Annotated in this window: 19 protein-coding genes; 13 read left to right on the plus strand and 6 right to left on the minus strand. The window is 73.9% G+C overall.

Translation table 11 applies throughout. From position 1 onward, the window contains the following. Positions 1-78 precede the first annotated feature (78 nt). Entirely contained in the window at positions 79-1,122 is a 1,044-nt protein-coding gene (locus RDI86_RS06345) for a 3-isopropylmalate dehydrogenase (protein WP_168944319.1), read from the plus strand. A gap of 207 nt (positions 1,123-1,329) precedes the next feature. Beyond that, on the plus strand, positions 1,330-2,463 hold the full coding sequence (locus RDI86_RS06350; RefSeq protein WP_031317075.1) for a branched-chain amino acid aminotransferase: 1,134 nt from the start codon (positions 1,330-1,332) through the stop codon (positions 2,461-2,463). A gap of 110 nt (positions 2,464-2,573) precedes the next feature. Here the strand turns inward: RDI86_RS06350 and RDI86_RS06355 are convergent, their stop codons facing one another. After that, positions 2,574-3,167 (minus strand): hypothetical protein, encoded by a 594-nt coding sequence (locus RDI86_RS06355; RefSeq protein ID WP_051028087.1) that lies wholly within the window; start codon positions 3,165-3,167, stop codon positions 2,574-2,576. A 336-nt stretch (positions 3,168-3,503) separates the two neighbouring features. Between RDI86_RS06355 and cimA the strand changes: the two genes are divergently transcribed. The 8 genes from cimA (at position 3,504) to RDI86_RS06395 (ending at position 13,856) form a co-directional block, all read left to right on the plus strand. Continuing rightward, positions 3,504-5,162, plus strand: coding sequence for a citramalate synthase (cimA, locus tag RDI86_RS06360; RefSeq protein WP_308820977.1), 1,659 nt, complete (start codon positions 3,504-3,506; stop codon positions 5,160-5,162). A 35-nt stretch (positions 5,163-5,197) separates the two neighbouring features. Continuing rightward, complete coding sequence (locus RDI86_RS06365; RefSeq protein WP_076405727.1) at positions 5,198-6,247, plus strand: biotin/lipoate A/B protein ligase family protein; 1,050 nt, start codon at positions 5,198-5,200, stop codon at positions 6,245-6,247. A 296-nt stretch (positions 6,248-6,543) separates the two neighbouring features. Next, positions 6,544-7,851: a sugar ABC transporter substrate-binding protein gene (locus tag RDI86_RS06370; protein ID WP_163187204.1), complete on the plus strand. Its 1,308-nt coding sequence runs from the start codon at positions 6,544-6,546 to the stop codon at positions 7,849-7,851. A 111-nt stretch (positions 7,852-7,962) separates the two neighbouring features. Continuing rightward, positions 7,963-8,967, plus strand: a complete 1,005-nt coding sequence (locus tag RDI86_RS06375) for a carbohydrate ABC transporter permease (RefSeq protein WP_076405723.1) — start codon at positions 7,963-7,965, stop codon at positions 8,965-8,967. 56 nt (positions 8,968-9,023) lie between these two features. Next, the gene (locus tag RDI86_RS06380; RefSeq protein ID WP_371810625.1) at positions 9,024-9,860 is read left to right on the plus strand and encodes a carbohydrate ABC transporter permease; all 837 of its coding nucleotides are present in this window, start codon (positions 9,024-9,026) and stop codon (positions 9,858-9,860) included. Beyond that, positions 9,857-11,569: a glycoside hydrolase family 3 N-terminal domain-containing protein gene (locus RDI86_RS06385; protein ID WP_308820978.1), complete on the plus strand. Its 1,713-nt coding sequence runs from the start codon at positions 9,857-9,859 to the stop codon at positions 11,567-11,569. Before RDI86_RS06380 ends, RDI86_RS06385 begins: the two co-directional genes overlap by 4 nt. Continuing rightward, complete coding sequence (locus tag RDI86_RS06390; protein ID WP_308820979.1) at positions 11,566-12,867, plus strand: anhydro-N-acetylmuramic acid kinase; 1,302 nt, start codon at positions 11,566-11,568, stop codon at positions 12,865-12,867. The genes RDI86_RS06385 and RDI86_RS06390 overlap by 4 nt, the downstream gene beginning before the upstream one ends. After that, a complete protein-coding gene (locus RDI86_RS06395) occupies positions 12,864-13,856 on the plus strand; it encodes an N-acetylmuramic acid 6-phosphate etherase (RefSeq protein WP_083711907.1) in 993 nt (330 codons plus the stop codon). The genes RDI86_RS06390 and RDI86_RS06395 overlap by 4 nt, the downstream gene beginning before the upstream one ends. 102 nt (positions 13,857-13,958) lie before the next feature. On the opposite strand, the gene RDI86_RS06400 is transcribed toward RDI86_RS06395, so the two are convergent. Beyond that, a complete protein-coding gene (locus tag RDI86_RS06400) occupies positions 13,959-14,708 on the minus strand; it encodes a YggS family pyridoxal phosphate-dependent enzyme (RefSeq protein WP_076405717.1) in 750 nt (249 codons plus the stop codon). A gap of 109 nt (positions 14,709-14,817) precedes the next feature. Between RDI86_RS06400 and RDI86_RS06405 the strand changes: the two genes are divergently transcribed. Beyond that, positions 14,818-15,216, plus strand: coding sequence for a YccF domain-containing protein (locus tag RDI86_RS06405; RefSeq protein WP_021483390.1), 399 nt, complete (start codon positions 14,818-14,820; stop codon positions 15,214-15,216). 8 nt (positions 15,217-15,224) lie between these two features. Here the strand turns inward: RDI86_RS06405 and ybaK are convergent, their stop codons facing one another. The 3 genes from ybaK to RDI86_RS06420 all read right to left on the minus strand — a co-directional run bounded on the left by ybaK (position 15,225) and on the right by RDI86_RS06420 (position 17,933). After that, positions 15,225-15,728, minus strand: a complete 504-nt coding sequence (ybaK, locus tag RDI86_RS06410; protein WP_061266868.1) for a Cys-tRNA(Pro) deacylase — start codon at positions 15,726-15,728, stop codon at positions 15,225-15,227. A 42-nt stretch (positions 15,729-15,770) separates the two neighbouring features. After that, positions 15,771-16,955 (minus strand): Cmx/CmrA family chloramphenicol efflux MFS transporter, encoded by a 1,185-nt coding sequence (locus RDI86_RS06415; protein WP_308820980.1) that lies wholly within the window; start codon positions 16,953-16,955, stop codon positions 15,771-15,773. Positions 16,956-17,207: 252 nt separating this feature from the next. Continuing rightward, a complete protein-coding gene (locus RDI86_RS06420) occupies positions 17,208-17,933 on the minus strand; it encodes a VIT family protein (protein WP_061266857.1) in 726 nt (241 codons plus the stop codon). Positions 17,934-18,022: 89 nt separating this feature from the next. Between RDI86_RS06420 and RDI86_RS06425 the strand changes: the two genes are divergently transcribed. Then, entirely contained in the window at positions 18,023-18,448 is a 426-nt protein-coding gene (locus RDI86_RS06425; RefSeq protein ID WP_076405713.1) for a carboxymuconolactone decarboxylase family protein, read from the plus strand. Between the two features lie 27 nt (positions 18,449-18,475). Here the strand turns inward: RDI86_RS06425 and RDI86_RS06430 are convergent, their stop codons facing one another. Next, on the minus strand, positions 18,476-21,211 hold the full coding sequence (locus RDI86_RS06430) for an RNA helicase (RefSeq protein ID WP_043657742.1): 2,736 nt from the start codon (positions 21,209-21,211) through the stop codon (positions 18,476-18,478). A 337-nt stretch (positions 21,212-21,548) separates the two neighbouring features. Between RDI86_RS06430 and RDI86_RS06435 the strand changes: the two genes are divergently transcribed. After that, the gene (locus RDI86_RS06435) at positions 21,549-26,678 is read left to right on the plus strand and encodes a glycoside hydrolase domain-containing protein (RefSeq protein WP_308820981.1); all 5,130 of its coding nucleotides are present in this window, start codon (positions 21,549-21,551) and stop codon (positions 26,676-26,678) included. The last annotated feature ends 78 nt before the right edge of the window (positions 26,679-26,756 follow it).

Genomic DNA, 26,756 nt, shown 5'->3' on the forward strand with positions numbered 1-26,756 from the left:
GTGGAACGCAACTCGGCGCCCGTCCGAGACGTGAGACCACCGTCCCGAAGGGTGGCGGCGCGGCGTAGGCTCGCCGGCATGACGCGCACCATTGATCTGGCAGTCGTGGCCGGCGACGGCATCGGGACCGAGGTCGTCGAGCAGGGGCTCGCCGTGCTCGAGGCCGCCGTGGCCGGCTCGGACGTGAAGGTCTCCACGACGCCGTTCGACCTGGGTGCGCGCCGCTGGCACGCGACGGGGGAGACGCTCACCGACGCGGACCTCGACGCGATCCGCGGGCACGACGCGATCCTCCTGGGCGCGATCGGCGACCCGAGCGTCCCGTCCGGCGTCCTCGAGCGCGGCCTGCTGCTCAAGCTGCGCTTCGCGCTCGACCACTACGTCAACCTCCGCCCGGGCAAGCTGTACCCGGGCGTCACGTCGCCGCTCGCCGACCCGGGCGAGATCGACTTCGTCGTCGTGCGCGAGGGCACCGAGGGCCCGTACGTCGGCAACGGCGGCTCGCTGCGCACCGGAACGCCGCACGAGATCGCGACCGAGGTCTCCCTCAACACGGCGTTCGGCGTCGAGCGCGTCGTGCGCGACGCGTTCGCCCGCGCCCAGGCGCGTCCGCGCAAGCACCTCACGCTCGTGCACAAGCACAACGTCCTCGTGCACGCGGGCCACCTGTGGCGCCGCACGGTGGAGGCCGTCAACGCGGAGTTCCCCGACGTCACGACCGACTACCTGCACGTCGACGCCGCGACGATCTTCCTCACGACGAAGCCCTCGCGCTTCGACGTGATCGTCACCGACAACCTGTTCGGCGACATCCTCACCGACCAGGCCGCCGCGATCACGGGCGGGATCGGCCTCGCCGCGTCCGCGAACATCAACCCCGACCGCACCGCGCCGTCGATGTTCGAGCCCGTGCACGGCTCGGCTCCGGACATCGCCGGGAAGGGCAAGGCCGACCCGACCGCCACGGTGCTGTCGGTCGCGCTGCTCCTCGACCACCTGGGCCTCGGCGACGAGGCGCGGCGCGTCGAGGCGGCCGTCGCCGCCGACCTCGCCGAGCGGGGGAGCCGAGTACGCTCGACGGCCGAGGTGGGCCGCGAGCTCGCCGCTCGCGTCGCCGGCTGACACGCCGTCACGGGCCCCTCGCGGGCCCGGGCACCGGTTCGCCGCAGTCCCCGCACCTCGGTCGTCATCGCCCCAGGACCGGATCCCTCCCGTTCTGACCCGGTGGCGCCCCACGTCGTCGTGCCCTCGCGCGGATCCCCGCACGAGCCGCACCGGCGTGGAAAACTAGGCGGAGACCACCCGGGTCGCCAGGTGAAAGGCCTCATGATGAGCACCCTCGCAGCGCAGCACCAGCCGTCCTCCTCGGCGGAGGACCTCGTCGCCCTGTTCGACGTCCGCCCCACGGACTCCCCGACGCCGCCCGCCGAGCGCGAGGCCGCCATCGCGGCCCCGAAGTTCGGCACCGTCTTCACGGACCACATGGCGCGGATCAGCTGGAACTCGACCGACGGGTGGGTCGACCGCCGCATCGAGAGGTACGGCCCGCTCCTCCTGGACCCGGCGACCGCCGTCCTGCACTACGCGCAGGAGATCTTCGAGGGCATGAAGGCGTACCGCCACGCCGACGGTTCGGTGTGGACGTTCCGGCCCGAGGCCAATGCCGCGCGCTTCGCCCGGTCGGCGCACCGCCTCGCGCTGCCCGCGCTGTCGGTGGACGACTTCGTCGGCTCGATCACCGCGCTCGTGCGCACGGACGTGGACTGGGTCCCGTCGGGCGAGGAGGCGAGCCTCTACCTGCGCCCGTTCATGTACGCCTCGGAGGCGTTCCTCGGCGTGCGCCCGTCGCTCGAGGCGGAGTACCTCGTCATCGCGTCGCCCGTCGGCCCGTACTTCTCGGGCGGCGTGAAGCCCGTGTCCATCTGGGTGGACCGCGAGTACAGCCGCGCCGGCGCGGGCGGCACCGGCGACGCGAAGTGCGGCGGCAACTACGCCTCGAGCCTGCTCCCGCAGGTGGTCGCGCAGCAGCACGGGTGCGAGCAGGTGTGCTTCCTCGACTCCGCGACGCGCACCTTCCTCGAGGAGCTCGGCGGCATGAACGTGTTCGTCGTCAAGGCCGACGGCTCGGTCGAGACGCCGGAGCTCAGCGGCTCGATCCTCGAGGGCGTGACGCGCTCGTCGATCATCCGCCTCCTCACCGACCGCGGGCACGAGGTCGTCGAGCGCCGCATCCCGCTGACCGACGTCCTCGCCGGGATCCGGGACGGCTCCGTCACGGAGGTCTTCGCGTGCGGCACGGCCGCCGTGATCACGCCGATCGGCCGGCTCGCCGGCTCGGACTTCGACCACACGATCGGCACCGGCGAGGCGGGCTCGCTGACCATGACGATCCGCACCGAGCTCACGGACATCCAGACCGGTCGCGCCGCCGACCGCCACGGCTGGCTGCGCCGGCTCGCCTGAGCGCCGGCTCGCCCGAGCCGGCCGGCACGACACGGGGCGCCCCTCCCGCGGGAGGGGCGCCCCGTCGTCGTACGGCGTGCGGCGCGGCTGGTGCGCCCGGGTGATCCAGGTCAGACGACGGGCGCGGGCCGCGCGACGATCGTCCGCCCCGCGACGCCCGCGAGCAGCGACCACACCGCGACGCCGATGAGCAGGTTGATGAGCCCGGAGAGCGCCGCCGCGGTGACGTCGCTCGACCACGCGAACGGCAGGACGGCGATCGCCACCACGACGAGCGCCATGATCCAGCCGAAGAACGCGCGCGGCCGGGGCGTGCTGAGGATGAGCAGGTGCAGCACCCCGGCGGCGAGCAGCGCGAGGATCGCGCCGTCGATCGCCCACGCCGCCTGGCGCGACCCCGTGGCGAAGAGGTCGGGCGGCGGGACGAGGGTGATCGCGAAGATGCGCTCGAAGATGATCACGCCGAGCAGCCCGATGAGGGCGGCGACGAGCGCGGTCGCGGCGGCGCCCGCCCAGAACCGGCCGGCCTCGACCGTGAGGCGCGGGTCCGCCGGGCTCACCGGGGTGCGGGGCTCGGGGAACTGGGCCTGCGGGTCCGTCGGGCGGATCGCTGGGGGAGGGGACTGCGGGGGGACCGGCGGCTGGCCGTAGCGCCGCGTCGGAGGGTTCTGCGGGTCGTAACCGCCCGGGGTCGGGTCGCTCATCGTCACTCCTCGCTCGGTCGCCGTCGCGCCGACGGGCGGCGGGCGGCTCAGTGGATGGACGCTCTGGTCCATCCTGGCGGAACCTGTGGCACCATGTGCCCTGTGACACACCTCGTCTCCCAGCTCATTATCGAGTAGCGCGCCCGGTAGCACCCACCGGACGCGCAGACCTCCCGCACCCTCGGGGGGTTTTTTTGTTGCTGGGCACCACCTCCGCCCGGCGGCACGGACGCCGGGCCCACCGCCTCACGAGGGCCCCCGCCCGGCGTCGGGAGACGCACCGCAGGGGCGGGCGCAGCGACGCCCGCGACACGACGAACGGCAGGAAGAGGCACCATGACCTCGGCGACGACCCCCGTGACCGGCCCCCACGAGCCCCGGGTCTTCCACGTCTACGACACGACCCTGCGCGACGGCGCGCAGCAGGAGGGCATGAACCTCTCCGTCGCCGACAAGCTCGCCATCGCCCCGCTGCTCGACGAGCTCGGCGTCGGCTTCATCGAGGGCGGCTGGCCGGGCGCCGTGCCCAAGGACACCGAGTTCTTCCGTCGCGCGGCGAAGGAGCTCGACCTGCGGCGGGCGGTGCTCGCGGCGTTCGGCGCGACGCGCAAGGCCGGGCTGCGCGCGTGGGACGACCCGCAGGTGCGGGCGCTCGTCGACTCCGAGGCGCCGGTGGTCACGCTGGTCGCGAAGTCCGACGTGCGGCACGTCGAGCGCGCGCTGCGCACGACGCCCGACGAGGGCCTCGCGATGATCACCGACACGGTGGCGTTCCTCGTGGGCGAGGGGCGCCGGGTCGTCGTCGACGCCGAGCACTTCTTCGACGGCTACCGGTACGACGCCGCGTTCACGCGCGCGGCCGTGCAGGCCGCGTTCGAGGCGGGCGCCGAGGTCGTCGCGCTGTGCGACACGAACGGCGGCATGCTCCCCACGTGGGTCGCCGATACCGTCGCGGAGCTGCGCGACGCCGTCGGGCTCCCGCACGGGCGCGACGCGCTGCCGGGGGACGCGCTGCTCGGGATGCACGCGCACAACGACTCGGGCTGCGCCGTCGCGAACACGCTCGCCGCCGTCGAGGCGGGCGCCGCGCACGTGCAGGGCACGGTGAACGGGTACGGGGAGCGCACGGGCAACGTCGACCTGCTCACGGTCGTGGCGAACCTCGAGCTCAAGCACGGGGTGCGCACGCTCACGGGCGAGGGCCTGGAGGAGGCGACGCGCATCTCGCACGCGATCAGCGAGATCACGAACATCTCCCCGTACGCGCGCCAGCCGTACGTCGGGGCGAGCGCGTTCGCGCACAAGGCGGGCCTGCACGCGAGCGCCATCAAGGTCGACCCGGACCTGTACCAGCACATCGACCCGACGGCGGTGGGCAACGACATCCGCATGCTCGTCTCCGACATGGCGGGCCGGGCGTCGATCGAGCTCAAGGGACGCGAGCTCGGGTTCGACCTGTCGGGCCAGGGCGACCTGCTCACCCGTGTCACGAACCGCGTCAAGGACGACGAGGCGCGCGGCTACACGTACGAGGCCGCCGACGCGTCGTTCGAGCTGCTGCTGCGCGAGGAGATCGCGGGGGAGCGTCCGCCGTACTTCCGGGTCGAGAGCTGGCGCACGATCGTCGAGCGCGCCGGGTCGCGCGGCACCGAGGCGACGGCGGAGGCGACCGTCAAGCTGCACGCCGGAGGCGAGCGCATCGTCTCCACGGGCGAGGGCAACGGCCCGGTCAACGCGCTCGACCACGCGCTGCGGCTCGCGCTCGGGCGCGTCTACCCGGAGATCGAGGTGTTCGAGCTCATCGACTTCAAGGTGCGCATCCTCGACACCGAGCAGGGCACGGACGCGATCACGCGCGTGCTCATCGAGACGACCGACGGCTCGACGTCGTGGTCGACGGTCGGCGTCGGGCCCAACCTCATCGAGGCGGCCTGGGAGGCGCTCACCGACTCGGCGATCTACGGGCTGGTCCACGCGGGCGTCGAGCTGCGCTGAGCCGGTGGTGCGCGCGTCGGGCTTAGGGTGGACGCGTGCGTGGTGAGTACAAGGTCCCCGGTGGCAAGCTCGTGGCGGTCGACGTCGAGGTGGAGGCCGGGCGGCTCGCCCGGGTCGCGGTCAGCGGCGACTTCTTCCTCGAGCCGGACGACGCGCTCGAGGACATCGACGGCGCCCTGACGGGGATGCCGGAGACGGCGACGGTCGCGCAGCTCGCGAGCGCCGTGCAGGCCGCGCTCGGCCCCGACGTGACGATGGTCGGGTTCTCGCCCGAGGCGGTCGCGATCGCGGTGCGCCGGGCGCTCGGCCGGGCGACGGGGTGGGGCGACCACACGTTCGAGATCGTGCACGAGGGGCCCGAGGAGCCGGCGATGCACCTCGCGCTCGACCAGGTGCTCACCGAGGAGCTCGACGAGGGCCGTCGCGGCCCCACGCTGCGGATCTGGGAGTGGGCGTCGCCCGCGGTGATCATCGGCTCGTTCCAGTCGCTGCGCAACGAGGTCGACCCGGAGGGCGCGGAGCGGCACGGGGTGTCGGTCGTGCGGCGCATCTCGGGCGGGGGCGCGATGTTCGTCGAGCCCGGGAACACCATCACCTACTCGCTGTACGTGCCGGGGTCGCTCGTCGAGGGGCTCAGCTTCGAGCGCTCGTACGCGTTCCTCGACGACTGGGTGCTGGGCGCCCTCGCCGACCTGGGCGTGGAGGCGACGTACAAGCCGCTCAACGACATCGCGTCCCCGGCCGGCAAGATCGCGGGCGCGGCGCAGAAGCGGCTGCGCGGGGGAGCGGTGCTCCACCACGTGACGATGGCGTACGACATCGACGCCGACAAGATGACCGAGGTGCTGCGCATCGGGCGCGAGAAGCTCTCCGACAAGGGCACCACGAGCGCCAACAAGCGCGTCGACCCGGTGCGCTCGCAGACGGGCATGGCGCGCGAGGACGTCATCGAGGCGTTCAAGGAGCACTTCCGCTCGCGGTACCGCACGGTCGAGGGTGCGGTCACCCCCGAGGAGCGCGAGCGCGCGCAGGAGCTCGCGCGGACGAAGTTCTCCACCCCGGAGTGGACCGCGCGCGTCCCGTGACGCGCGCGGAGTGCGCAGGGTGGTGCGCGGCCGGGGCGTGAGGGGGACGCCCGCCCGCGTGCTGGGCCCCGCGGCCTGAGCGGTCTCCCGAGCCGGGCGACCCCCGGCGATTGTTAAGAACGTGCAACATCTGCCGCCGTGGCTTCCGTTCGCGCACTCGTGGCAGTAATCTCCACACATACGTCCACTGATGGAAGTAAGTTTCACACCGCGGGAGCCGACCGGCCGCGCGGGACCGTCAGGACACACGACCCGGCCGTTCCCCCGACGGCCGACCAGAAAGGAAGTGTCACGGCATGCAGCGACGCAGCACGGTGGCCGTCACGGGCACCCTCGTCCTCGCGCTCGGCCTGGCCGCGTGCAGCTCCGGCGGCGGGTCCGGCTCCGAGGGGACCGGTGGCGACGACGCGACCGACTTCTCGGGCGAGACCCTCACCGTCTGGATCATGGAGGGCACCAACCCCGACGCGGACGCGTTCTTCGACGAGGTGACGACCGCGTTCAAGGACGAGACCGGCGCCGACCTCCAGATCGAGTTCCAGCCGTGGGCCAGCGCCCACGACAAGTTCACGACCGCCATCGCCGGCGGCACGACGCCTGACGTCGCCGAGCTGGGCACCACCTGGACGGGCGAGTTCGCGGACGTCGGCGCGCTCGCCGACCTCTCGGACCGGGTCGCGGAGGCCGGTCTCGAGGACGACCTCGTCCCCGGGCTCGTCGAGTCCGCGACGCTCGACGGCAGCATCTACGGCATGCCCTGGTACGCGGGCGTGCGCTCGGTCGTCTACCGCGCCGACCTCTTCGAGGCCGCCGGCATCGAGACCCCGACGTCCTGGGACGAGCTCGTCGCCGCGGCGGACGCGCTCAAGGCGGCGAACCCGGAGATCATCCCGTTCCCCGTCGCGGGCGACAGCCAGTACGGCGCGATGCCGTTCATCTGGGGCGCGGGCGGTGACCTCGCGGTGAAGGACGGCGACACCTGGACGTCGGAGATCAGCTCGCCGGAGTCGGTCGAGGGCCTCGAGTTCTACACCGGTCTCGCGACCGAGCACGGCTTCTCGACCGCCGCCGCGACGACGTGGAAGGAGACGGACCTCCTCGCCGCGTTCGAGCAGGGCCAGGTCGGCATGATGATCTCCGGCAGCTGGACGCCGGGCAAGATCCTCGCCGACGTCCCGGACATGGAGGGCAAGATCGGCGCCTTCCCGATCCCCGGCCAGACCGAGGGCCTGTCCGACTCGTTCCTCGGCGGCTCGCACCTCGGCGTCTTCGAGGCGAGCGAGAAGCAGGACCTCGCGTGGAAGTTCGTCGAGATGATGACGACCGGCGAGTTCGCGCAGGCGTGGGGCGAGCAGTCCGGCTACTTCCCGGGCCAGACGTCCCTGCTCGAGAAGGTCGTGGCGGAGGACGACCCGATCGTCGCGCCGTTCGCCCGGCAGATGGCCGAGGCCGGCCGCTCGGTCCCCGTCACGCCGCTCTACGGCCAGATCCAGGGCAAGAAGACGCTGGAGACGATGCTCCAGTCCGTCCTGTCGGGCAGCGCGACCGTCCAGGAGGCCGCCGACACCGCGGCCGCCGACATGGACGAGACGTTCGGCTCCTGACCCGACGCGTCCGGCCGCGGGCAGCCCGCCCGCGGCCGGACGCCGCCCTCCGTCGGCGCCCGACCGCCGGCGCCCGCACCACGCCCCGCACCCCGCGACAGGACCTCTCCCATGGCAGACCTTCGAGCCGCGCCCGGCGCCTCGCCGGCCCCGGCCGCCCCGGCCGACCGGCCGCCGTCGAGCACCGTGCCGACCGCCGTACGACGCCGCCGCACGGGCCTCGGCCACCGTTCCCCGCTGCGCCCCTGGCTGCTGCTGGCCCCGGGACTCGTCGTCCTCGGCGTCCTGCTCCTGTGGCCGCTCGTGCGCGTCGTGCTGCTCTCGCTGCAGGACTACGGCCTGCGGCAGATCGCGAGCGGCGAGTCGAACTGGATCGGGCTCCAGAACTACGCCGACCTGCTCGGCGACAGCTACCTGTGGACCACGGTCCTGCCCAACACCGTGCTGTTCGCCCTCGCGTGCGTCGTGCTCACGGTCGCGCTCGGGACGGCGGTCGCGCTGTTCCTCAACACGCTCGGCGGGTTCTGGCGGGGCGTCGGCGCGACGGCGATCATGGTCGCCTGGGCGGTCCCGGCGATCACGGGCACGTACGTGTGGGTGTGGATCTTCGACCCGCTGAACGGCCTCGTCGCCTCGGTGCTCGAGGGCATGGGCGCGATCGAGCCCGGCACGGTCAACTGGTTCACGGAGCGCCTGTCGTTCTACGCGATCGCGACGCTCAACGTGGTGCACCACGGGTTCCCGTTCGTCGCGATCACCGTGCTCGCGGGGCTCATGACGATCCCGCACGAGCTGCACGAGGCCGCCAAGGTCGACGGCGCGACGGCGTGGCGCCGGTTCTGGGCCATCACCGCGCCCATCCTGCGCCCGGTGTTCGCGGTCGTGACGATCCTGTCGACCATCTGGGACTTCAAGGTCTTCACGCAGATCTACCTCATGCCCGGCGGCAACGGCGGGAACAAGGACGTCTTCAACCTCGGCGTGTGGTCGTACATCCAGTCCTTCGCCCAGGGCAAGTACGGCATGGGCGCGGCCATCGCGGTCCTGCTCACGCTCATCCTGCTCGGCATCACGCTCGTGTACATGCGCACCCTGTTCAAGGAGGAGGAGCTGTGAGCGCCGCCGTCGTCGACACCCGCGCCACCCCCGGGCCCGGCGCCCGCACCGAGCAGGTGCTGCGCGCCCGCCGCCGCCGACCTGGCGTCGCGGCGGCCAAGACCCTGGGGATCGTCGCCCTCCTCGTCTTCTCGCTCTTCCCCGCCTACTGGATGTTCTCCTCGGCGATCGACCCGGAGGCCGCGACGCGCGGCGCCCGGCTCCTTCCCGCCGGCGTCACGTGGGACAACTTCGTCACCGTGATCGACGACGGCGGGTTCGGCCACTACCTGCGCAACTCGGTGCTCGTCGCGCTCGGCACGGTGCTCGCGTCGTCGGTCGTGGCGCTGCTCGCCGCCGTCGCGGTGAGCCGGTTCCGCTTCCGGTTCCGCAAGTCGATGCTCGTGCTCATCCTCATGGTGCAGATGGTGCCGCTCGAGGCGCTCGTCATCCCGCTGTTCATCCAGATGCGCAACCTCAACATGCTCAACTCGCTCCTGGGTCTGGCGGTCGTGTACCTCGCGTTCGCGCTGCCCTTCGCGATCTGGACGCTGCGCGGCTTCGTCGCCGCGGTGCCGGTCGAGCTGGAGGAGGCGGCGTTCCTCGACGGCGCGTCGTGGGGGCGCATGTTCTGGAAGGTCCTGGTGCCGCTCGTCGCGCCCGGGGTCGTCGCGACGAGCGTCTTCTCCTTCATCACCGCGTGGAACGAGTTCATCTTCGCGCTGACGTTCCTCCAGCAGTCGAGCAAGTACACCGTGCCGATCGGGCTGCAGAAGTTCTTCGGCGAGAACACGACCGACTGGGGCGCCGTCATGGCCGCGTCGACGATCATCACGCTGCCCGTGCTCGTGTTCTTCGTCCTCGTGCAGCGCAATCTGTCCTCGGGCCTCACCGCCGGGTCGGTGAAGGGATGAGCGGCGCGACGCCCTCGACGGCGGACCCGACCGGGGCGCGGCGCGCGGCCGACGTGGTGCGCGCCGTGAACGGCGTGCTCCTGCCCGGGTTCACCGGCACGGACGACCTGCCGGCGTGGCTCGTCGACGCGGCGCGCGACGGCTTGGCCGGGGTCGTGCTGTTCGGGCACAACACGCCCGACGTCGCGACCACCGCGCGGCTCACCGCGCGCCTGCGCGGCGCGTCGCCCGACCTGCTCGTCGCGGTCGACGAGGAGGGCGGGGACGTGTCCCGGCTCGAGGCGGCGACCGGTTCGAGCCTGCCCGGCAACGCGGCCCTCGGGCTGGTCGACGACGTCGCGGTCACCGAGGAGGTCGGCGCCGCGCTCGGTCGTCTGCTCACCGCGACGGGCGTCGACCTCGACCTCGCGCCCGACCTCGACGTGAACTCCGACCCCGACAACCCCGTGATCGGCGTGCGCTCGTTCGGCGCGGACCCCACGCTCGTCGCCCGCCACGGGGCGGCGTTCGTCCGCGGCCTGCACGCGGGAGGCGCGGGCGCGTGCGGCAAGCACTTCCCGGGCCACGGTGCGACGAACGTCGACTCGCACCTCGCGCTCCCGATCGTGGACGCGAGCCTCGACGAGCTCCGCGCGCGCGACCTGCCCCCGTTCGTCGCGACCATGGCCCCGGACGACGAGGCCGGCGACGCGCTGCTCGACGCCGTGATGACGGCGCACGTCGTCGTCCCCGCGCTCGGCGCGCTGCCCGCGACGCTCGAGCCCGCCGTCGGCGCGCTCGTGCGCGAGCTCGGGTTCGACGGGCCGATCGTCACCGACGCGCTCGACATGGGCGCGGTCGCGACGTACGCGGCGGGCGACACGGTCACCTCGTCCCGTGCCGACGACGCCGCGCCGCACGGCATCGGCGAGGTCGCGGTCCGCGCGGTCGAGGCGGGCGCCGACCTGCTGTGCCTGGGCACGACCGTCGGGCGCGACGACGAGGTCCTGTTCCGCCAGGCGCAGCGCGCGCTCGTGGACGCCGTCGCGTCCGGCCGGGTCACGGTCGAGCGCCTGCGCGCGTCCGCCGCGCGCACGGCACGCACCCTCGCCGCGGTGCGCGCGCGCCAGGCGGCGAGCGGCATCGTCCCCTCGCCGGAGTCCGCGCGCGCCGCGCTCGACGTCCTCGACCAGGTAGGCGCCCGCGTCGCGGCGCGCGCCGTCCGGTTCGCCGGGCCCGCGCCGCAAGATCCGCCCGTCCCCACGGCACCCGACGTCGTCGACCTGCGCCTGCGGTTCGACCACGCCGCGGGCCGCACCGCGCAGCACGTCCAGCGCGCGCTCGACGACGCGTTCGGCCCCGACGTGCGGCACCTGCGCCCGGCCGACGCCGAGGCGTGGGCGCGCACGCTCGACGCCGTGCGCGCGGGCGACCGCCCGCTCGTCGTCCTCACGCGCGAGCCGGTGCCCGGTTCGGGCGAGCACGAGCGGCTCACGGAGCTGCTCGCGGCGCGGCCCGACGCCGCCGTCGTGCACACCGGGTTCCCCGGCGCCGTCGGCCCGTGGTTCGGCGCGGGCCGCACGGTCGTCGTCGCGTGCGGGACGGGGCGCGCCAACGCGCGCGCCGCCGTCGCGCTCCTGCGGGGGACGACAGGCCCCCGCGCGAGCACCGGTACGGAGACGCCTCGAGCCGACCCGACCGTCGGCGTGGAACAGGAGGGAGAGCGATGATCGTCCTCGGACTGTCCTCCGGCACGTCGGTCGACGCGATCGACGCGGCCGCGGCCGACCTCACGCTCGGCGACGACGGCGTGCTGCGCATGCGGCCCCTGGGCCACACGGAGTACGCGTGGCCGCGCGCCCTGCGCGAGCGCATCCTCAAGGCGCTGCCGCCCGCCGCCGTCGACGTGGCCGAGGTGGCCCAGCTCGACACCCTCATCGGGCAGGAGCTCGGCCGCGCCGGTCGGCGCGCGATCGACGACGTCGCCGGCGGCGACGTCGACCTCGTCGCGTCCCACGGCCAGACGATCTACCACTGGGTCGTCGGGGCGCGGGCCCGCGGCACGCTCCAGCTCGGCAACGCCGCGTGGGTCGCGGAGCACGTCAAGCGCCCGGTCATCAGCGACTTCCGCGTGGCCGACGTCGCGGCCGGCGGCCACGGCGCGCCGCTCGTCAGCGTGCTCGACGCGCTCTGGCTCGGGCGCGAGGACGCGGGCGCCGACGCGGCCGCGGACGCCGGGCTCACCGCAGCCCTCAACATCGGGGGGATCGCGAACGTGTCCCTCGTGGGGCGCGTCGACGACCCGGTCACCGGCTGGGACACGGGCCCCGGCAACTGCCTGCTCGACGTCGCGGTCGCGGCGCTCACCGACGGCCGTCTCGCGTACGACAAGGACGGCGAGCTCGCCGCGCAGGGCACGGTCGACCCGGTGGCGCTCGCGGCTCTGCTCGACGACCCGTACTTCGCCGCGCCCGCCCCGAAGTCGACGGGCCGCGAGCTCTTCGACACGACGTACACGGCCCGCCGGCTCGCGTCCGTGCGCCCGGGGCTCACCGGCCCCGACCTCGTCGCGACGCTCACCGAGCTCACCGCGGTCAGCGTCGCCGACGCGCTCGCGGGCCGCGACGTGCGCCGCGTCGTCGCGTCCGGCGGGGGAGCGCGCAACCCTGTGCTCCTCGACCGGCTGCGCGCGGCGCTCGCCGAGCGCGTGCCGCACGCGTGCGAGGTCGTGACGTCCGAGGCGCTCGGCCTGCCGGTCGACGCGAAGGAGGCGTACCTCTTCGCGCTCCTGGGCTTCCTGTCGGCCCACGGGCTGCCGGGCACCGCCGTCGGCGAGCACCGCCGTCGGGCGACGGGGGCCCGCCGCGCGGTCGTCCTCGGCTCGCTCACCCCGCCCACGCCGCTGCCGTGGCCCGCCGCGAGCGGCCCGGTGCGCCGTCTGACGCTCGCCAACACCCCGCACGGCCTGCACCCGGGCCCGCGCACCCAGGGTCCGCTGCCGGACCCGACGAAGGGAACCTCCCGATGACCGACCCGACCGTCGCCACGAGCGGCACTCCGAGCGGGGCTGCGAGCACCACCTCGAGCCCCGACGAGTGGCAGGAGCTGGTGCGCCTCGCCTCGCCGACCGAGGAGCGCAACCCGCGCACGACCGACGTCGACCTGCTCCCGACGGCGGACGTCGTCCGGCTCATCACCGAGGAGGACGCCGTCGTCGCGGACGCGGTGCGGGCCCAGCGCGGTCGCATCGCGCAGGCCGTCGACCTCGCCGTGGAGGCGCTGCGCTCCGGCGGCCGCGTGCACTACGTGGGGTCGGGCACGTCGGGCCGACTCGGCGTGCTCGACGCTGTCGAGCTCCTGCCGACGTACGGGGTGGGCGAGGAGTGGTTCGTCGCGCACCTCGCCGGCGGCGTGGGCGCCATGATGCTGGCCGTCGAGGGGGCGGAGGACGACGTGGCGCTCGGGCGCGCCGACGTCGACGCGGTCGGGCCGCGCGACGTCGTCGTCGGGCTCGCGGCGAGCGGCCGCACGCCGTACGTGCGCGGGGCGCTCGACGTCGCGCGCGAGCGCGGGGCGCGCACGGTGCTCGTCTCGGCCAACCCGGACGCGCCGCTCGCGGCCGGGGTGGACGTCGCGATCCTCGTCGACACGGGCCCCGAGGTCGTCACGGGCTCCACGCGCATGAAGGCGGCGACGGCTCAGAAGCTCGTGCTCAACACGTTCTCGACCGCGACGATGATCCGCCTCGGCAAGACGTACTCGAACCTCATGATCGACGTGCGCCCGACGAACCAGAAGCTGCGCGCACGCATCGTCCGGATGCTCGTGCAGGCGACCGGCCTGGGCTCGGCGGAGTGCGAGGACGTGCTGCGCGCGGCCGACGGCGAGGTGCACGTCGCGCTCGTGATGCTCCTCGCGGGCGTCGAGGCCGACGCCGCGCGCGAGGCGCTGGCCGGAGACGGCGTGGCCGGGGTCCGCGGCGCGCTCGCGCGCCTGGGCGCCCTCCCCGCGCGATGACCACCCCGCCGAGGGAGAGGCCGGGTACCGCGAGGTAGAGGCCTGGTCGCGACCAGGCCTCTACCTCGCCCTACCGGGCCTCTACCTCGGCGGACCCGGGCTCTACCTCGGCGGGGTGGGGCGGGGGCCGAAGACGGCGGTGCCGACGCGGACGATCGTCGCGCCCTCGGCGACCGCGAGCTCCAGGTCGCCGCTCATGCCCATGGACAGCGCACGGGCGTCTGCGGTCCCCGGCGCGCCCGACCCCACGACGGCGTCGCGCACCGCGCGCAGGCGCGCGAAGCCCGCGCGCACCACGGCCTCGTCGGGCGAGTTCGCGCCGATCGTCATGAAGCCCGCGAGCCGCAGCCCGTCGAGCGCGGCGACCGCCGTCGCGAGGGCGGGCGCGTCGTCGGGCCGCACGCCCGACTTCGACTCCTCGCCCGAGACGTTGACCTGCACCAGGACGTCGAGCACGCGGCCGTCGCGCGCGCAGCGCGCCGCGAGCGCCTCGGCGAGCGCGAGCGAGTCCACGCTCTCGACCCCGGTCGCGGTGGCGAGGACCTGGTTGACCTTGTTGCGCTGGAGGTGGCCGATCATGTGGACCTCGACCCGTCCCGCGGTGACGAGGTCGGCGAGGTCCGGCGCCTTCGCGACCAGCTCCTGCACGCGGTTCTCGCCGATGAGGTCCGCGCCGGCCTCGACCACCGCGCGCACCGCGTCGGCGGGCTGGGTCTTCGTCGCCACGAGCAGCCGCACGTCCGACGCCGCACGCCCAGCCGCGCGCGCGGCGTCGTCCACCCGGGTCCGCACCCGGGCGAGGTTCTGCGCGATCTGCGCGGCCAGCACGGACGACGGCTCGGGGAGGGGCATGCGGTCAGTCTAGGTCGGCCGCACGGTCCGGGATCCGGGTCGTCTCAGGGTGGTCCCCGATCCGCACCGACCGCTCGATCGGCGAGAATGGTGGGGAAAGGACGGTGCCGTGAAGACGCTGCTCAACATCATCTGGCTCGTGTTCGCCGGGCTGTGGCTCGCGCTGGGCTACGTCGTGGCGGGGATCATCTGCTGCATCCTGATCGTGACGATCCCGTTCGGGATCGCGTCGTTCCGCATCGCGGGCTACGCGCTGTGGCCGTTCGGCCGCACGGTGGTCGACAAGCCGACCGCGGGCGCCTGGTCGACGATCGGGAACGTCATCTGGGTGCTCGTCGCGGGGATCTGGCTGGCGATCGGGCACGTCGTCACCGCGATCCCGCTGTTCGTGTCGATCATCGGGATCCCGCTCGGCATCGCCAACCTCAAGATGATCCCCGTCTCGCTCCTGCCGCTCGGCAAGGACATCGTCCCGACCGACGCGCGGTACACCTTCTACCAGCGCTGACGGACCGCCTACCGCGCGATCGGGGCGGCCGTGCCCGCCGTGAGGCGCAGGAGGTCCGCGGGCGACAGGCCGACGTCGAGCCCGCGGCGTCCGCCCGAGACGTAGACGGCGTCGAACGCGAGCGCGCTGTCGTCGACGAACGTGCGGTGGGGCTGCTTCTGGCCCAGCGGCGAGATCCCGCCGACGACGTAGCCCGTCGCGCGCTCGGCCGCGGCGGGCTCGGCCATGCTCGCCTTCTTGCCGCCTGCGGCCTTGGCGAGCGCCTTGAGGTCGAGCTGCCGGTCGACCGGCACGATCCCGACGACGAGCGGGCCGCCGTCGACCACGGCGAGCAACGTCTTGAACACCTGCTCCGCGGGCACCCCGATGGCCGCGGCCGCCTCGAGCCCGAAGGACAGCTCGCTCGACGGGTCGTGCTCGTACGGGTGGAGCGTGTGCGCGACCCCCTCGCGCTCGAGGAGGGCGACCGCGGGCGTGCCGGCGTGCGCGGAGGACTTCGACTTCTTGGCCACGGCCCGATTGTGCCGCAGCGCGCGGGGGAGCGCCCGCACGGGTCATCGGGGGGCGCGGGCCGTCGCGGGGCCGGTCACGCGACGCAGGATGGCCGCCGTCACCAGGGCGAGCGCGGTCGCCGCCACGGCGACCCACACCGGCCCACGGTCGCCGAGCCGGGTGGCGATGGTCGCTGCGGCGACGGCCGGCCCTACGGCCGCGCCGACGTTGAGCGCCGCCGTGGCGAAGGAGCCGCCCAGGGTCGGTGCGCCCGACGCCGCGCGGAGCACCTGCGCGATCAACGTGCTGCCGACCGCGAAGCCCAGGACGCCCTGCACCAGCACGAGGCAGAGCAGCACCACCGGAACGGCGGCGAAGGTGGCCAGGGCGACCCAGCCGCCCAGCAGCAGGACGCCGCCCACGGCGACCACGACCCCGGGGATGCGGTCGGACGTCCGGCCCGCGACGGTGACGCCGAGGAAGGAGCCGACCCCGAAGAGCACGAGCGCGACGGGCACCCACCACCAGCTCAGCCCGGCGACGTCGGTCACCAGCGGAGCGAGGAACGTGAGCGTCGCGAAGGTGCCGGTGTTGACCAGCGCGGCGGACACCATCGTGAGGCCGAGCGGGGGCGAGACGAGCTGTGCCACCTCCGTCCGCAGCGACCGTGCGCCGACGGGCAGCAGGGCCGCACGCTCGGGCCCGCGCGCGGGGAGGCCGCGCGCGATCCCGAGCGCGGCGGGCAGGCAGAGGACCGCGACGGCCCAGAAGGTCGACTCCCAGCCCCACGCGGCGCCGAGGAGAGCCCCGGCCGGGACGCCCGCGACCATCGCGACGGTGGTGCCCGACAGCAGCACGGCGACGGCGCGCCCCGTGCGGTCCGCGGGCACGAGCGTCGCGGCCGTGCCGAGCGCGACGGCGAGGAACCCCGCGTTGGCGAAGGCTGCCACCACCCGGACCGCGACGAGCGCCGCGAAGCTCGGGGTGACCGCGCCGACGACGTGGGCGAGGGCGAACAGCGCGACGCAGCCGAGCAGCGTCGCCCGCACCGGCAGGCGGCGGGCCGAAGCCGCCATGACCGGCGCGCCGAGGACCATGCCGACGGCGAAGGCCGACGTCAGCAGGCCCGCCGTCCCCACCGGGACATCGAGACGGGCGGCGATGTCCGGCACCAGGCCGGCGAGCATGAACTCCGAGGTGCCCATGGCGAAGACCGCCAGGGCGAGCAGGTACAGGGCACGAGGCATCGAGGGCTCCGGGGTGCGAGAGGACGAGCAGGAGGTGTCTCGTCACACCACGGTCAGCGCCCGGAGGGCGGCGTCCGGCACGGCACCCGCACGGAGCGGGGGCGGAGGGCAGCGCTGAGAGGCTCAGCGGTCCTGGGGGCTGACGGTGTGACCGAAAGCCCCCGGAGTGGATGCCTCAGGGCTCGACATGGGCCACACCCTACCCAAGTCGCCGCGCGGGCGCCGGGAGCCCCGACAGTCCCGGGCCTTCGGCTAGACGTTCACGTCGAGCAGCGAGCCGATCGCGTACGTGACGCCCATCGCGACCGCGCCGCCGACGACGGTCCTCACCGTCGCGCGGCGCGTGGGCGCGTCGCCGAGGCGTGCCGACCCCCAGCCGGTGAGGACGAGCGCGAGCACGACGGCGACGAAGGTGAGCGGGATACGGATGGCCGCCGGGGCCAGGAGGATCGCCGCGAGCGGCAGCAGGCCACCGACGGTGAACGACACGATCGACGCGACCGCGGCCTCCCACGGGCTCGTGAGCTCGTCGGGGTCGATGTGCAGCTCCGCGTCGGCGTGCGCGGCGAGCGGGTCGCGCTCGGTGAGCTGGACCGCGACCTGGCGTGCGAGGTCGGGCGTCAGGCCCTTCGCCTCGTAGATGCCGGCGAGCTCGTCGAGCTCCGCGTCCGGCATCTCCGCGAGCTCGCGGCGCTCGGTCGCCAGCAGCGCCTTCTCGGTGTCGCGCTGCGTGCTCACCGAGACGTACTCGCCCGCGGCCATGGACAGCGCGCCCGCGAGCAGCGCCGCGCCGCCCGCCGTCGCGATGACGGGGATCGACGTGCTCGTCGCCGCGACGCCCACGACGACGCCTGCCGTCGAGACGATGCCGTCGTTCGCGCCGAGCACCCCCGCCCGGAGCCGGTTGAGCCGTGAGCCCGTGCTCTCCGGGTGGTGGGGCTCGCCGGGGTGCCGACCGGTGCGCGGTGCGTCGCTCATGAGTTCACCGTAGGACGCGACCAGCGCGGCGCGACCTGGGGCGCGAGACCGTCGACCGCGACCGCCGCGCGTCCTCTACCCTGCTCCGCGTGACGCAGGGGAACTCCACGGACGACCGGTCGACGACGCGCGCGGAGCGCTACGAGCACGGGCGGGCGGTGTTCGGCGCGGTCAACGAGGCGGCGCCCGCCGCCATCGCCGAGGCGCTCGCGGACGTCTCGCCCGAGCTCGAGCACCAGATCTCGGCGTGGGCGTACGGCGAGATGTACGCGCGGCCGCACCTCGAACCGCGGGACCGCCAGCTCGTCACGCTCGGGATGCTCGCCGCGCTCGGGGGCTGCGAGGCGCAGCTCGACATCCACGTCGTCACCGCGCTGGAGGTCGGGCTGACGCCGCGCGAGATCGTCGAGGCGCTCCTGCAGTCCGCGGTGTACTGCGGGTTCCCGCGCGCGCTCAACGCGACCGCGGTCGCGAAGGACGTCTTCGCGCGGCGCGGGCTCCTGCCGGTCGAGTGAGGGCGGCGGGGCGCGGTCTCGCCCGGCCTACAGCGGCCCGACGGCGAGCACCGTCACCACGGGCTCGCCCGCCTCGTCGCTCGCCGCGAGGTCGACGCTCGCCGTGATCGCCCAGTCGTGGTCGCCCGCCGGGTCGTCGAGCACCTGCCGCACGAGCCACGTGCCCGCGGGCACCACGCCGCCGGGGGCGTGCTCCGCCGTCGGGCCCTCGTGGCCCGCGGGCAGCTCGGCGCCCGCCTCGACGACGCGGAACAGCGCCGCGGAGCGGGCCCCGGGCCCGATGCCGATCGCGTCGTCGCCCTGGTCCTCGAAGAGCGGGTCGAGCGCGTCGCCCCACGCGTCCGCGTCCCAGCCCGCGCCGCCGTCGAGCGCGCCGAGCGCGCGGTAGTCCTCACGCGCCGCGAGCTCCACGCGCTTGAACAGCGCGTTGCGCACGAGGCGGCGGAACGCGCGCGGGTTGCCTGTGACGGGACGCGTCGGCGCCTCGGCCCCCGCCCCGGAGAGCGGGCCGTCGCCCACCTCGGTGTCCGCGTCGTCGTCGACCGGGTGCGCCAGGCGCTCCCACTCGTCGAGGAGCGACGAGTCGACGCCGCGCACCAGCTCGCCGAGCCACTCGACGATCTCCTGCACCTCCTCGGTGCGGTGCTCCTCGGGGACGACCTGGCGCAGCGCGCGGTAGGCGTCCGCGAGGTAGCGCAGCACCACGCCCTCCGTGCGCTCGAGCCCGTAGACGGACACGAACTCCGCGAACGTCATGGCGCGCTCGACCATGTCGCGGACCACGGACTTGGGGGAGAGCTCGGCGTCCGCGACCCACGGGTTGGACCGCTTGTACATCGCGAACGCGGGCGCGAGCAGCTCCTCGAGCGGCTTGGGCCACGTGATCTCCTCGAGCAGCGCCATGCGCTCCTCGTACTCGTACCCCTCGGCCTTCATCGCGGCGACGGCCTCGCCCTTGGCGGCGTTCTGCTGGGCGTAGAGGACCTGGCGCGGGTCGTCGAGCGTCGCCTCGATGACGGAGACGACGTCGAGCGCGTGGGTCGCGCCCTCGACGTCGAGCAGGTCCAGGGCCGCGAGCGCGAACGGCGACAGCGGCTGGTTGAGCGCGAACTCGCGCGGCAGGTCGCCGACGAGGCGCACGCTCGGGCGGTAGCCCGCAGGGCGCGACGGGTCGGGGACGCGCACGCGCTCGACGATCCCCGCGACGCGCAGCGAGCGGTAGATGCGGAACGTCTGGCGCACGTGCTCGCGGCGCTGCGACTCGGTGTCGTGGTTCGCGAGGAGAAGGTGGCGCATGGCCTCGACCGGGTCGCGGCGCGGGTCGCTCGCGTCGGCCTGGCCGCCGCGACCGTGCTGCGCGGTGCGCGCGAGGACGTTGAGCACCATGGCGTGCGTGACGGTGAAGTGGCTCGTCAGCGGCTCGGGCTCGGCGTCGCGCAGGCGCTCGAACGTCGCGTCGGTCCAGTTGACCGAGCCCTGCGGCGCCTTCTTGCGGACGATCTTCTTGAGCTTCTTCGGGTCGTCGCCCGCCTTGGCGAGCATCTTGCGGTTCTCGATGACGTGCTCGGGTGCCATGACGAGCACCTCGCCCACGGTGTCGTACCCGGCGCGGCCCGCGCGCCCCGCGATCTGGTGGAACTCGCGTGCCGTGAGGTGGCGCATGCGCTCGCCGTCGAACTTCACGAGGCTCGTGAGCAGCACGGTGCGGATCGGCACGTTGATGCCGACGCCGAGCGTGTCCGTGCCGCACACCACCTTGAGCAGACCTGCCTGCGTGAGGCGCTCGACGACGCGCCGGTACTTGGGCAGCATGCCCGCGTGGTGCACGCCGACGCCGTGGCGCAGGAACTTGCTGAGCGTCTTGCCGAACCCGGTGCCGAAGCGGAAGTCGCCGAGCTCGGCGGCGATCGCCTCCTTCTCGGACTTCGTCGCGACGTTCATCGACAGCAGGGACTGCGCGCGCTCGACCGCGTCCTTCTGCGTGAAGTGCACGACGTACACGGGCGCGCGGCGCGTGCTGACGAGCTCCTCGATGACCTCGGTGAGCGGCTCGACGACGTAGCTGAAGTGCAGGGGGACCGGCCGCTGCGCGGTGGTCACCTCGGCGACGGGCCGGCCGGTGCGCTCCTCGAGCTCCTCGACGAACCGGGTCGTGTCGCCGAGCGTCGCGGACATGAGCAGGAACTGGGTGTTCGGCAGCTCGAGCAGCGGCACCTGCCACGCCCAGCCGCGCTGCGGGTCGGCGTAGAAGTGGAACTCGTCCATGACGACCTGCGAGATCGCGTCCTCGTCGTCCGCACCGGCGTTCTCGCCGCCGCGGCGCAGCGCGATGTTCGCGAGGATCTCGGCCGTGCAGCAGATGATCGGCGCGTCGGGGTTCACGGCGGAGTCGCCCGTCGTCATGCCCACGTTCTTGGAGCCGAACGCCGCGACGAGCGCGAAGAACTTCTCGCTGACGAGCGCCTTGAGCGGCGCGGTGTAGTAGGTGCGACCGCCGCGGCCCGAGCGGTGCGCGGCGAGCGCCGCGAACTGGGCGCCCATCGCGACGAGCGACTTCCCCGACCCGGTGGGCGTCGAGAGGATGACGTGCGAGCCGGTGACCAGCTCGATGAGCGCCTCGCTCTGGTGGGGGTAGAGCTCGAGACCCTGCTCCGTCGCCCAGGTGGTGAACCCCTCGTAGAGCGCGTCCGGGTCGGGGGCCTTGCCCGTCGGGGCGGGCACGTGCGCGAGGAGAGCCGGGGTGCGGCCGGTCGTGGTGGTCACGGGACGAGTCTGTCAGGTGTCGCGGAGGCGGGTCGCCGGACGGGCGCTGCGGGCGACCCGGGGGTCCGAGAAGGGGGTTGATAGCGCTGTCAACGTGTGCGAGGGTAGCCCCGGACGTGCACGGGACGCGCGTCCAGCCTCCGCGTCACCGACGACCACCGAGCCCACGCCGCCGTGGGACGGAGGGAGCACCCCGTGCGGCCACCCGCAGACCACCCGCTCGTCACCTGCCCCTGACAGGGTGGCGCGGGCCCGCCCCGGCCCCCCGCGCCATCCCACCCCCTGACCGACCCTGCCGCCCCGGCGCCCCCGCCGGCGGCCCCTGCCCGAGGACACCATGGCCCCCAGCCTGCCGACCCCCCGATCCCTGCACCCCAGACCGTCGACCCCCGGGACCGCGACCCCGGACCGCACGCGCCGGCCCGCCCCGCGGCTGGTCGCGGGCGCGCTCGCCGTGGCGCTCGCCGTGGCGCTCGCCGTCGTCGGCCTCGCGCCCGCGACCGCCGCGAGCGCCGCCCCCGAGCCGCCGTCGGCCGACTACGCGTCCCTGGTCGACGTCTTCGTCGGCACCGAGGGTGACTACGGCAACGACATGCCGGCCGCGCAGGCGCCGAACGGCCTCGCGAAGGTCAACCCACGCACGACCCCGGGCCGCAACAACACCGGGTACGACTACGCGCAGTCGAAGATCTCGGGCTTCACGCACACCAACCTCGACGGGGTCGGGGGCTCCGGCGGCGGCGGTGACCTCCTCGTGGTCCCGACGTCCGGGTCGTACACGGCGCGCCCCGGCACGGGCACGTACGCGCACCCGTTCTCGCACGACGACGAGGACGCGGGCCCCGGCTTCTACTCCGTCGGGCTCGGCAACGTCGCGGGGAAGGACGGCGCGATCACCGGCGCGCCGGGCACGATCGAGGCCGAGGTCGCGGCGACCACGCGCTCGGGCGTGCACCGCTACGCGTTCCCCGCGGGCTCGACGCCGAGCCTCGTCGTGGACCTCGAGACGAACAACACGAGCCGCCGGTCGTCGTCGGTGCAGGTCGAGACGCGCGCGGACGGCACCGTGGAGCTGTACGGACAGGTCACGGGGTACTTCTACAACGCGGCCTACACGCTGTACTACACCGCGCGCACGCTGCAGCCTGCGACCGTGCAGACGTGGGGCGACGACGACAGGCTCGTCGACGCGACGTCCCAGGACGGCGTCGACACCGGCGCGATCCTCACGTTCGACCCGGCCGACGCCGAGGAGATCGGGCTTCAGGTCACACTGTCGCCGGTGAGCGTCGAGCAGGCGCGGATCGATCAGCAGGTCGAGCTCGGCGACCTGTCGTTCGACGCGATCCGCGACCGCACGCGCGCGGAGTGGAACGCGACGCTCGGGCGGGTCGCGATCGACGCGTCGACGGCGACGGACCCGACGGGTGAGCTCCAGCAGCTCTTCTACACGCACCTCTACCGCATGTTCGCCATGCCGATGAACGCGACGAGCACCTCGGGCACGTATCGCGGCGTCGACGGCGCGGTGCACGCCGCGCAGGGCTTCACGTACTACGACTCGTGGGCCACGTGGGACGACTTCCGCAAGTTCTCCGTCATCGCGTACATCGACCCGGCGCTGTACCGGGACATGGTGCAGTCGCTGGTCTACCTGTTCGCGGACGCCGAGGCGACGGGGACCGGCGGCGGGCTCGGCGGGTTCGTGCACTCCGTCCCGACGGTGCGCTGGGAGCGGTCGTCGGTCGTGGTCGCGGACGCGGTCGCCAAGGGCTTCGACGGGTTCGACCGCCTCGACGAGGCGTACCCGGCGCTGCAGCGCCTCGTGGGGCAGTACAGCGCGGACGAGCTCCGGCGCGGCTACGTGGCGGGCAACCCCGGCGCGTCCGTGCAGCGCGGCTACGACCAGTACGGCCTGTCCGTGATCGCGGACGAGCTCGGGCTGACCGACGAGGCCCAGACGCTGCGCGAGCAGGCGTCGTGGCCGATCGAGAAGCTCACCAAGCCGGGCGCGTGGACCGCGGCCGACGGCACGCAGGTCGGCCTCCTCACCCCGCGCGCCGCCGACGGGTCGTGGCAGAGCGCCGACTACGCGAAGTTCGAGGCCGCGAGCCTCTACCAGGGCACGCTCTGGCAGTACCACTGGTACGACGCGTACGACATGGACGCGCTCGTCGAGGCGATGGGCGGCCCCGAGGCGGCGCGCCTCGCCATGCGACACATGTTCGGTGAGCACGCGCCGGACGACGGCACGGCCATGCTCCACTCGAACGCGAACGAGATCGACCTCCAGGCGCCGTACCTGTTCAACTACACGGGCGAGCCGAGCCTCACGCAGAAGTGGGCGCGCGCGATCTACACGAAGGAGACCTGGAACCGGTACATCGCGACGGGCTCCTCGAGCGCCGTCCCGAGCGGAGGCGGCGAGTTCACGCCGCCCGTGAAGACGAAGGTCTACCAGCTCGACCCACGCGGGATGCTCCCCACGATGGACAACGACGCGGGCACGATGTCGACGATGTTCGTCGCCGCGGCCGTCGGCCTGTTCCCGGTGACCGCGGGCTCGTCCCAGTTCCAGGTCGGGTCGCCGTTCTTCGACTCGACGACCATCACGTACGACGACGGCAGCGCCTTCACGGTCACGGCCGACGGCGTCTCGGAGGACGCGTTCTACGTCCAGTCCGCGACGCTCGACGGCGCGACGTTCGGCAACACGTGGGTCGACTACGCGACCGTGGTCGGGGGCGCGGACCTCGCGTTCCGCATGGGCGAGCAGCCGAGCGACTGGGGCACGGACACCGCGCCCGCGTTCTCGATGAGCACCGCGACCGACGAGCCGGCCGAGGGACCGCGCGTCAGCGCCGACCCGACCACCGTGCAGACCCGCGACGGCGGCGCGCTCGACGCGACCGTGACGCTCACGCTCGACGGCGCCCGCCTCGCCGCGCCCGCCGGCACGGACCTCGTCACGAGCGGGACGGCGAGCGTCGTCGGGCTGCCCGACGGCGTCACGGCGGCGGTGACGGTCGTGTCACCGACCGCGCTGACCGTCTCCCTGACGGGGACGGCGTCCGCCGACGCGCGCTTCTTCGTGCACCTGCGCGACGCCGCGCTCGCCGACGGCGTCGCCGCGGCGTCGCTCCAGGGACAGGGCATCTCGGTGCGCTCGCCCCTGCGGTTGTCCGTGGCGTCCGCCGAGCGCGACGCGCTCGCCGCGCTCGTCGACGACGCCGTGCTCGTGCGGCACGGGAACTACTCCTCGGTGACGTTCGACCGGTTCTCCACCGCGCTGACGACGGCGCAGGAGGTCCTCGGTGACGAGGCCGCGACGAGCATCGCGCTGCGGTTCGCGGCCGACCGGCTCGGTGCGGCGGCCGACGCGCTCGACCTCACGGGCGGCGGCTACCGCACGCTCGAGGCCGAGCAGTCCGAGGCGTGGTCGGGCGGCGAGCTGAAGAACGAGGCGAACAGCTCGTCCGGCAACCTCGGCGGCGTGCGCTCCGGGTCGTGGGTGCAGTACCGCGACATGACCTTCGAGACCGCCGCCGGGGACACCCCGCCGCGCTTCCTCACGGTCCGGTACGACACGAGCTTCGCCCCGACGGACACGCCGAGCACCGTGCGCGTGCACGCGGGCGACGTGAGCGGCCCCGTGGTCGCGACCGTCGACCTGAAGGGCACGAGCGGCTGGGGCAGGTACGCCGAGGTGACGGCGGAGCTCGGCGACGTGCAGGCGCTCGTCGACGCGCAGGTCGTCACGTTCGAGCTGCTCGCGCCGTCCGGGCGGAGCTGGGTCGGCAACTTCGACTGGTTCCGGTTCAGCGCCGAGGACCCGGCTGCCCCAGGTCAGCCGGGCGAGTCACCGACGGTGACGATCGAGGCCGAGGACTGGACCGCGAGCTCCGGTCGCGGGCTCAAGAAGGAGTCCTCGACGTGGACGAGCGGTCCGGTGACGAACGTCGGCGGCACCGCGGACGGCGACTGGATCGCCTACGGCGAGGTCGACCTCGGTGAGCTCCCGCTCGGCGAGCTGTCGGTCCACTACGTGCACAACGCGAACCGCTCCGGGAAGAACTCTGCCCTGTCGGTGTACCTCGACGCGTTCGACCCGGAGAACCCGGGGGAGCCGTTCGTCACCGTGCCGCTGCCGACGACCGGGTCGAGCTGGACCGCGGACGGGACCGCGACCGTCGTCCTGCCCGAGACGGTGCAGGGGACGCACGAGGTGTTCGTGCGCCTGTCGACCGAGCCGTACGCCGACCACCCGTACGTCGCGAACCTCGACAGCCTGACGTTCGCGCCGGGCGGCCCGACGTCGGTCGTCGTCGAGTCCGAGGCCTGGACGTCGAACTCCGGCCGAGGGCTGAAGAACGAGAGCTCGACGTGGACGAGCGGTCCGGTGACGAACGTCGGCGGCACCGCGGACGGCGACTGGCTCGCCTACGGCGAGATCGACCTCGGCTCCGCCGCGCTCGACCGGCTCTCGATCCACTACGTGCACAACTCCAACCGGTCCGGGCGGAGCTCCGCGCTGTCGGTGTATCTCGACGCGTTCGACCCGGCGAACCCGGGCGAGCCGTTCGTCACCGTCCCGCTGGCGAACACCGGGTCGAGCTGGACGACGGACGGGACCGCCGTCGTCGACCTGCCGAGCACGGTGCGCGGCAAGCACCAGGTGTGGGTGCGCCTGTCCACCGAGGCGTACGCCGACCACCCGTACGTCGCGAACCTCGACAGCATGCGGTTCTTCACCGACGCGTACGACGTCGAGGCTCCCTCCACGGACACCGCGGCGCTCGCCGCGTCCGTCGAGGACGCCGAGGCGTTCGAGGCGGAGATCGCGCGGTACGGCCGGATCGACGCGCGCGTCTTCACGCGCGAGCTCGCGGCGGCACGGTCCGTGCTCTCCGACGCCGGCGCCACCCAGGCGCAGGCCGACGAGAGGGCCCGGCGCCTCGGCCTGGCGACCGACCAGCTCGTGCCCGCCGAGCGCCGTCGGCTCGAGAACCTCGTGGCGAGCGCCGAGGCCCTGACTGACGAGGGGTACAGCCCCGAGTCCTGGCAGGCCTTCCGCACGGCTCTCGCCGCGGCGACCGGGACGCTCGACGACGCGGCGGCGTCCGACGTGGCGCTGCACGACGCGCGGCTCGCGCTCCAGGGCGCCGTCGACGCCCTGGAGGAGCCGGCCGACGTCGTGCTCGTCGAGGTCGAGGTCAGCCCGCGCTGCCTCGCCGGCAAGCCCTACGTCGCGGTCCGCGCGGTGAACGTCTCCGACGCGGCCGTCGACGTCGAGCTGGCGTCGTCGCTCGGGACGAGGTCGTTCACCGGCGTCGCGCCGGGGGCGAGCGCGTACCAGTCGTTCGCCGCGCGGTCCGCGACGGGCGACCTGGACGTCACCGTCACGGCGACGGGGGCGGACGGGACGCAGACCGTCGACCAGGTCGTCACAGTCCCGTCCTGCTCCTGACCGCAGGACGCACGACCGACCCGGGAGGCGCTGACGGGGCGCCTCCCGGGCCGGCACCCTGGCGCCTCCGCGGCGGAC

This window comes from Cellulosimicrobium sp. XJ-DQ-B-000 (assembly GCF_031119065.1).
Lineage (GTDB): Bacteria > Actinomycetota > Actinomycetes > Actinomycetales > Cellulomonadaceae > Cellulosimicrobium > Cellulosimicrobium funkei.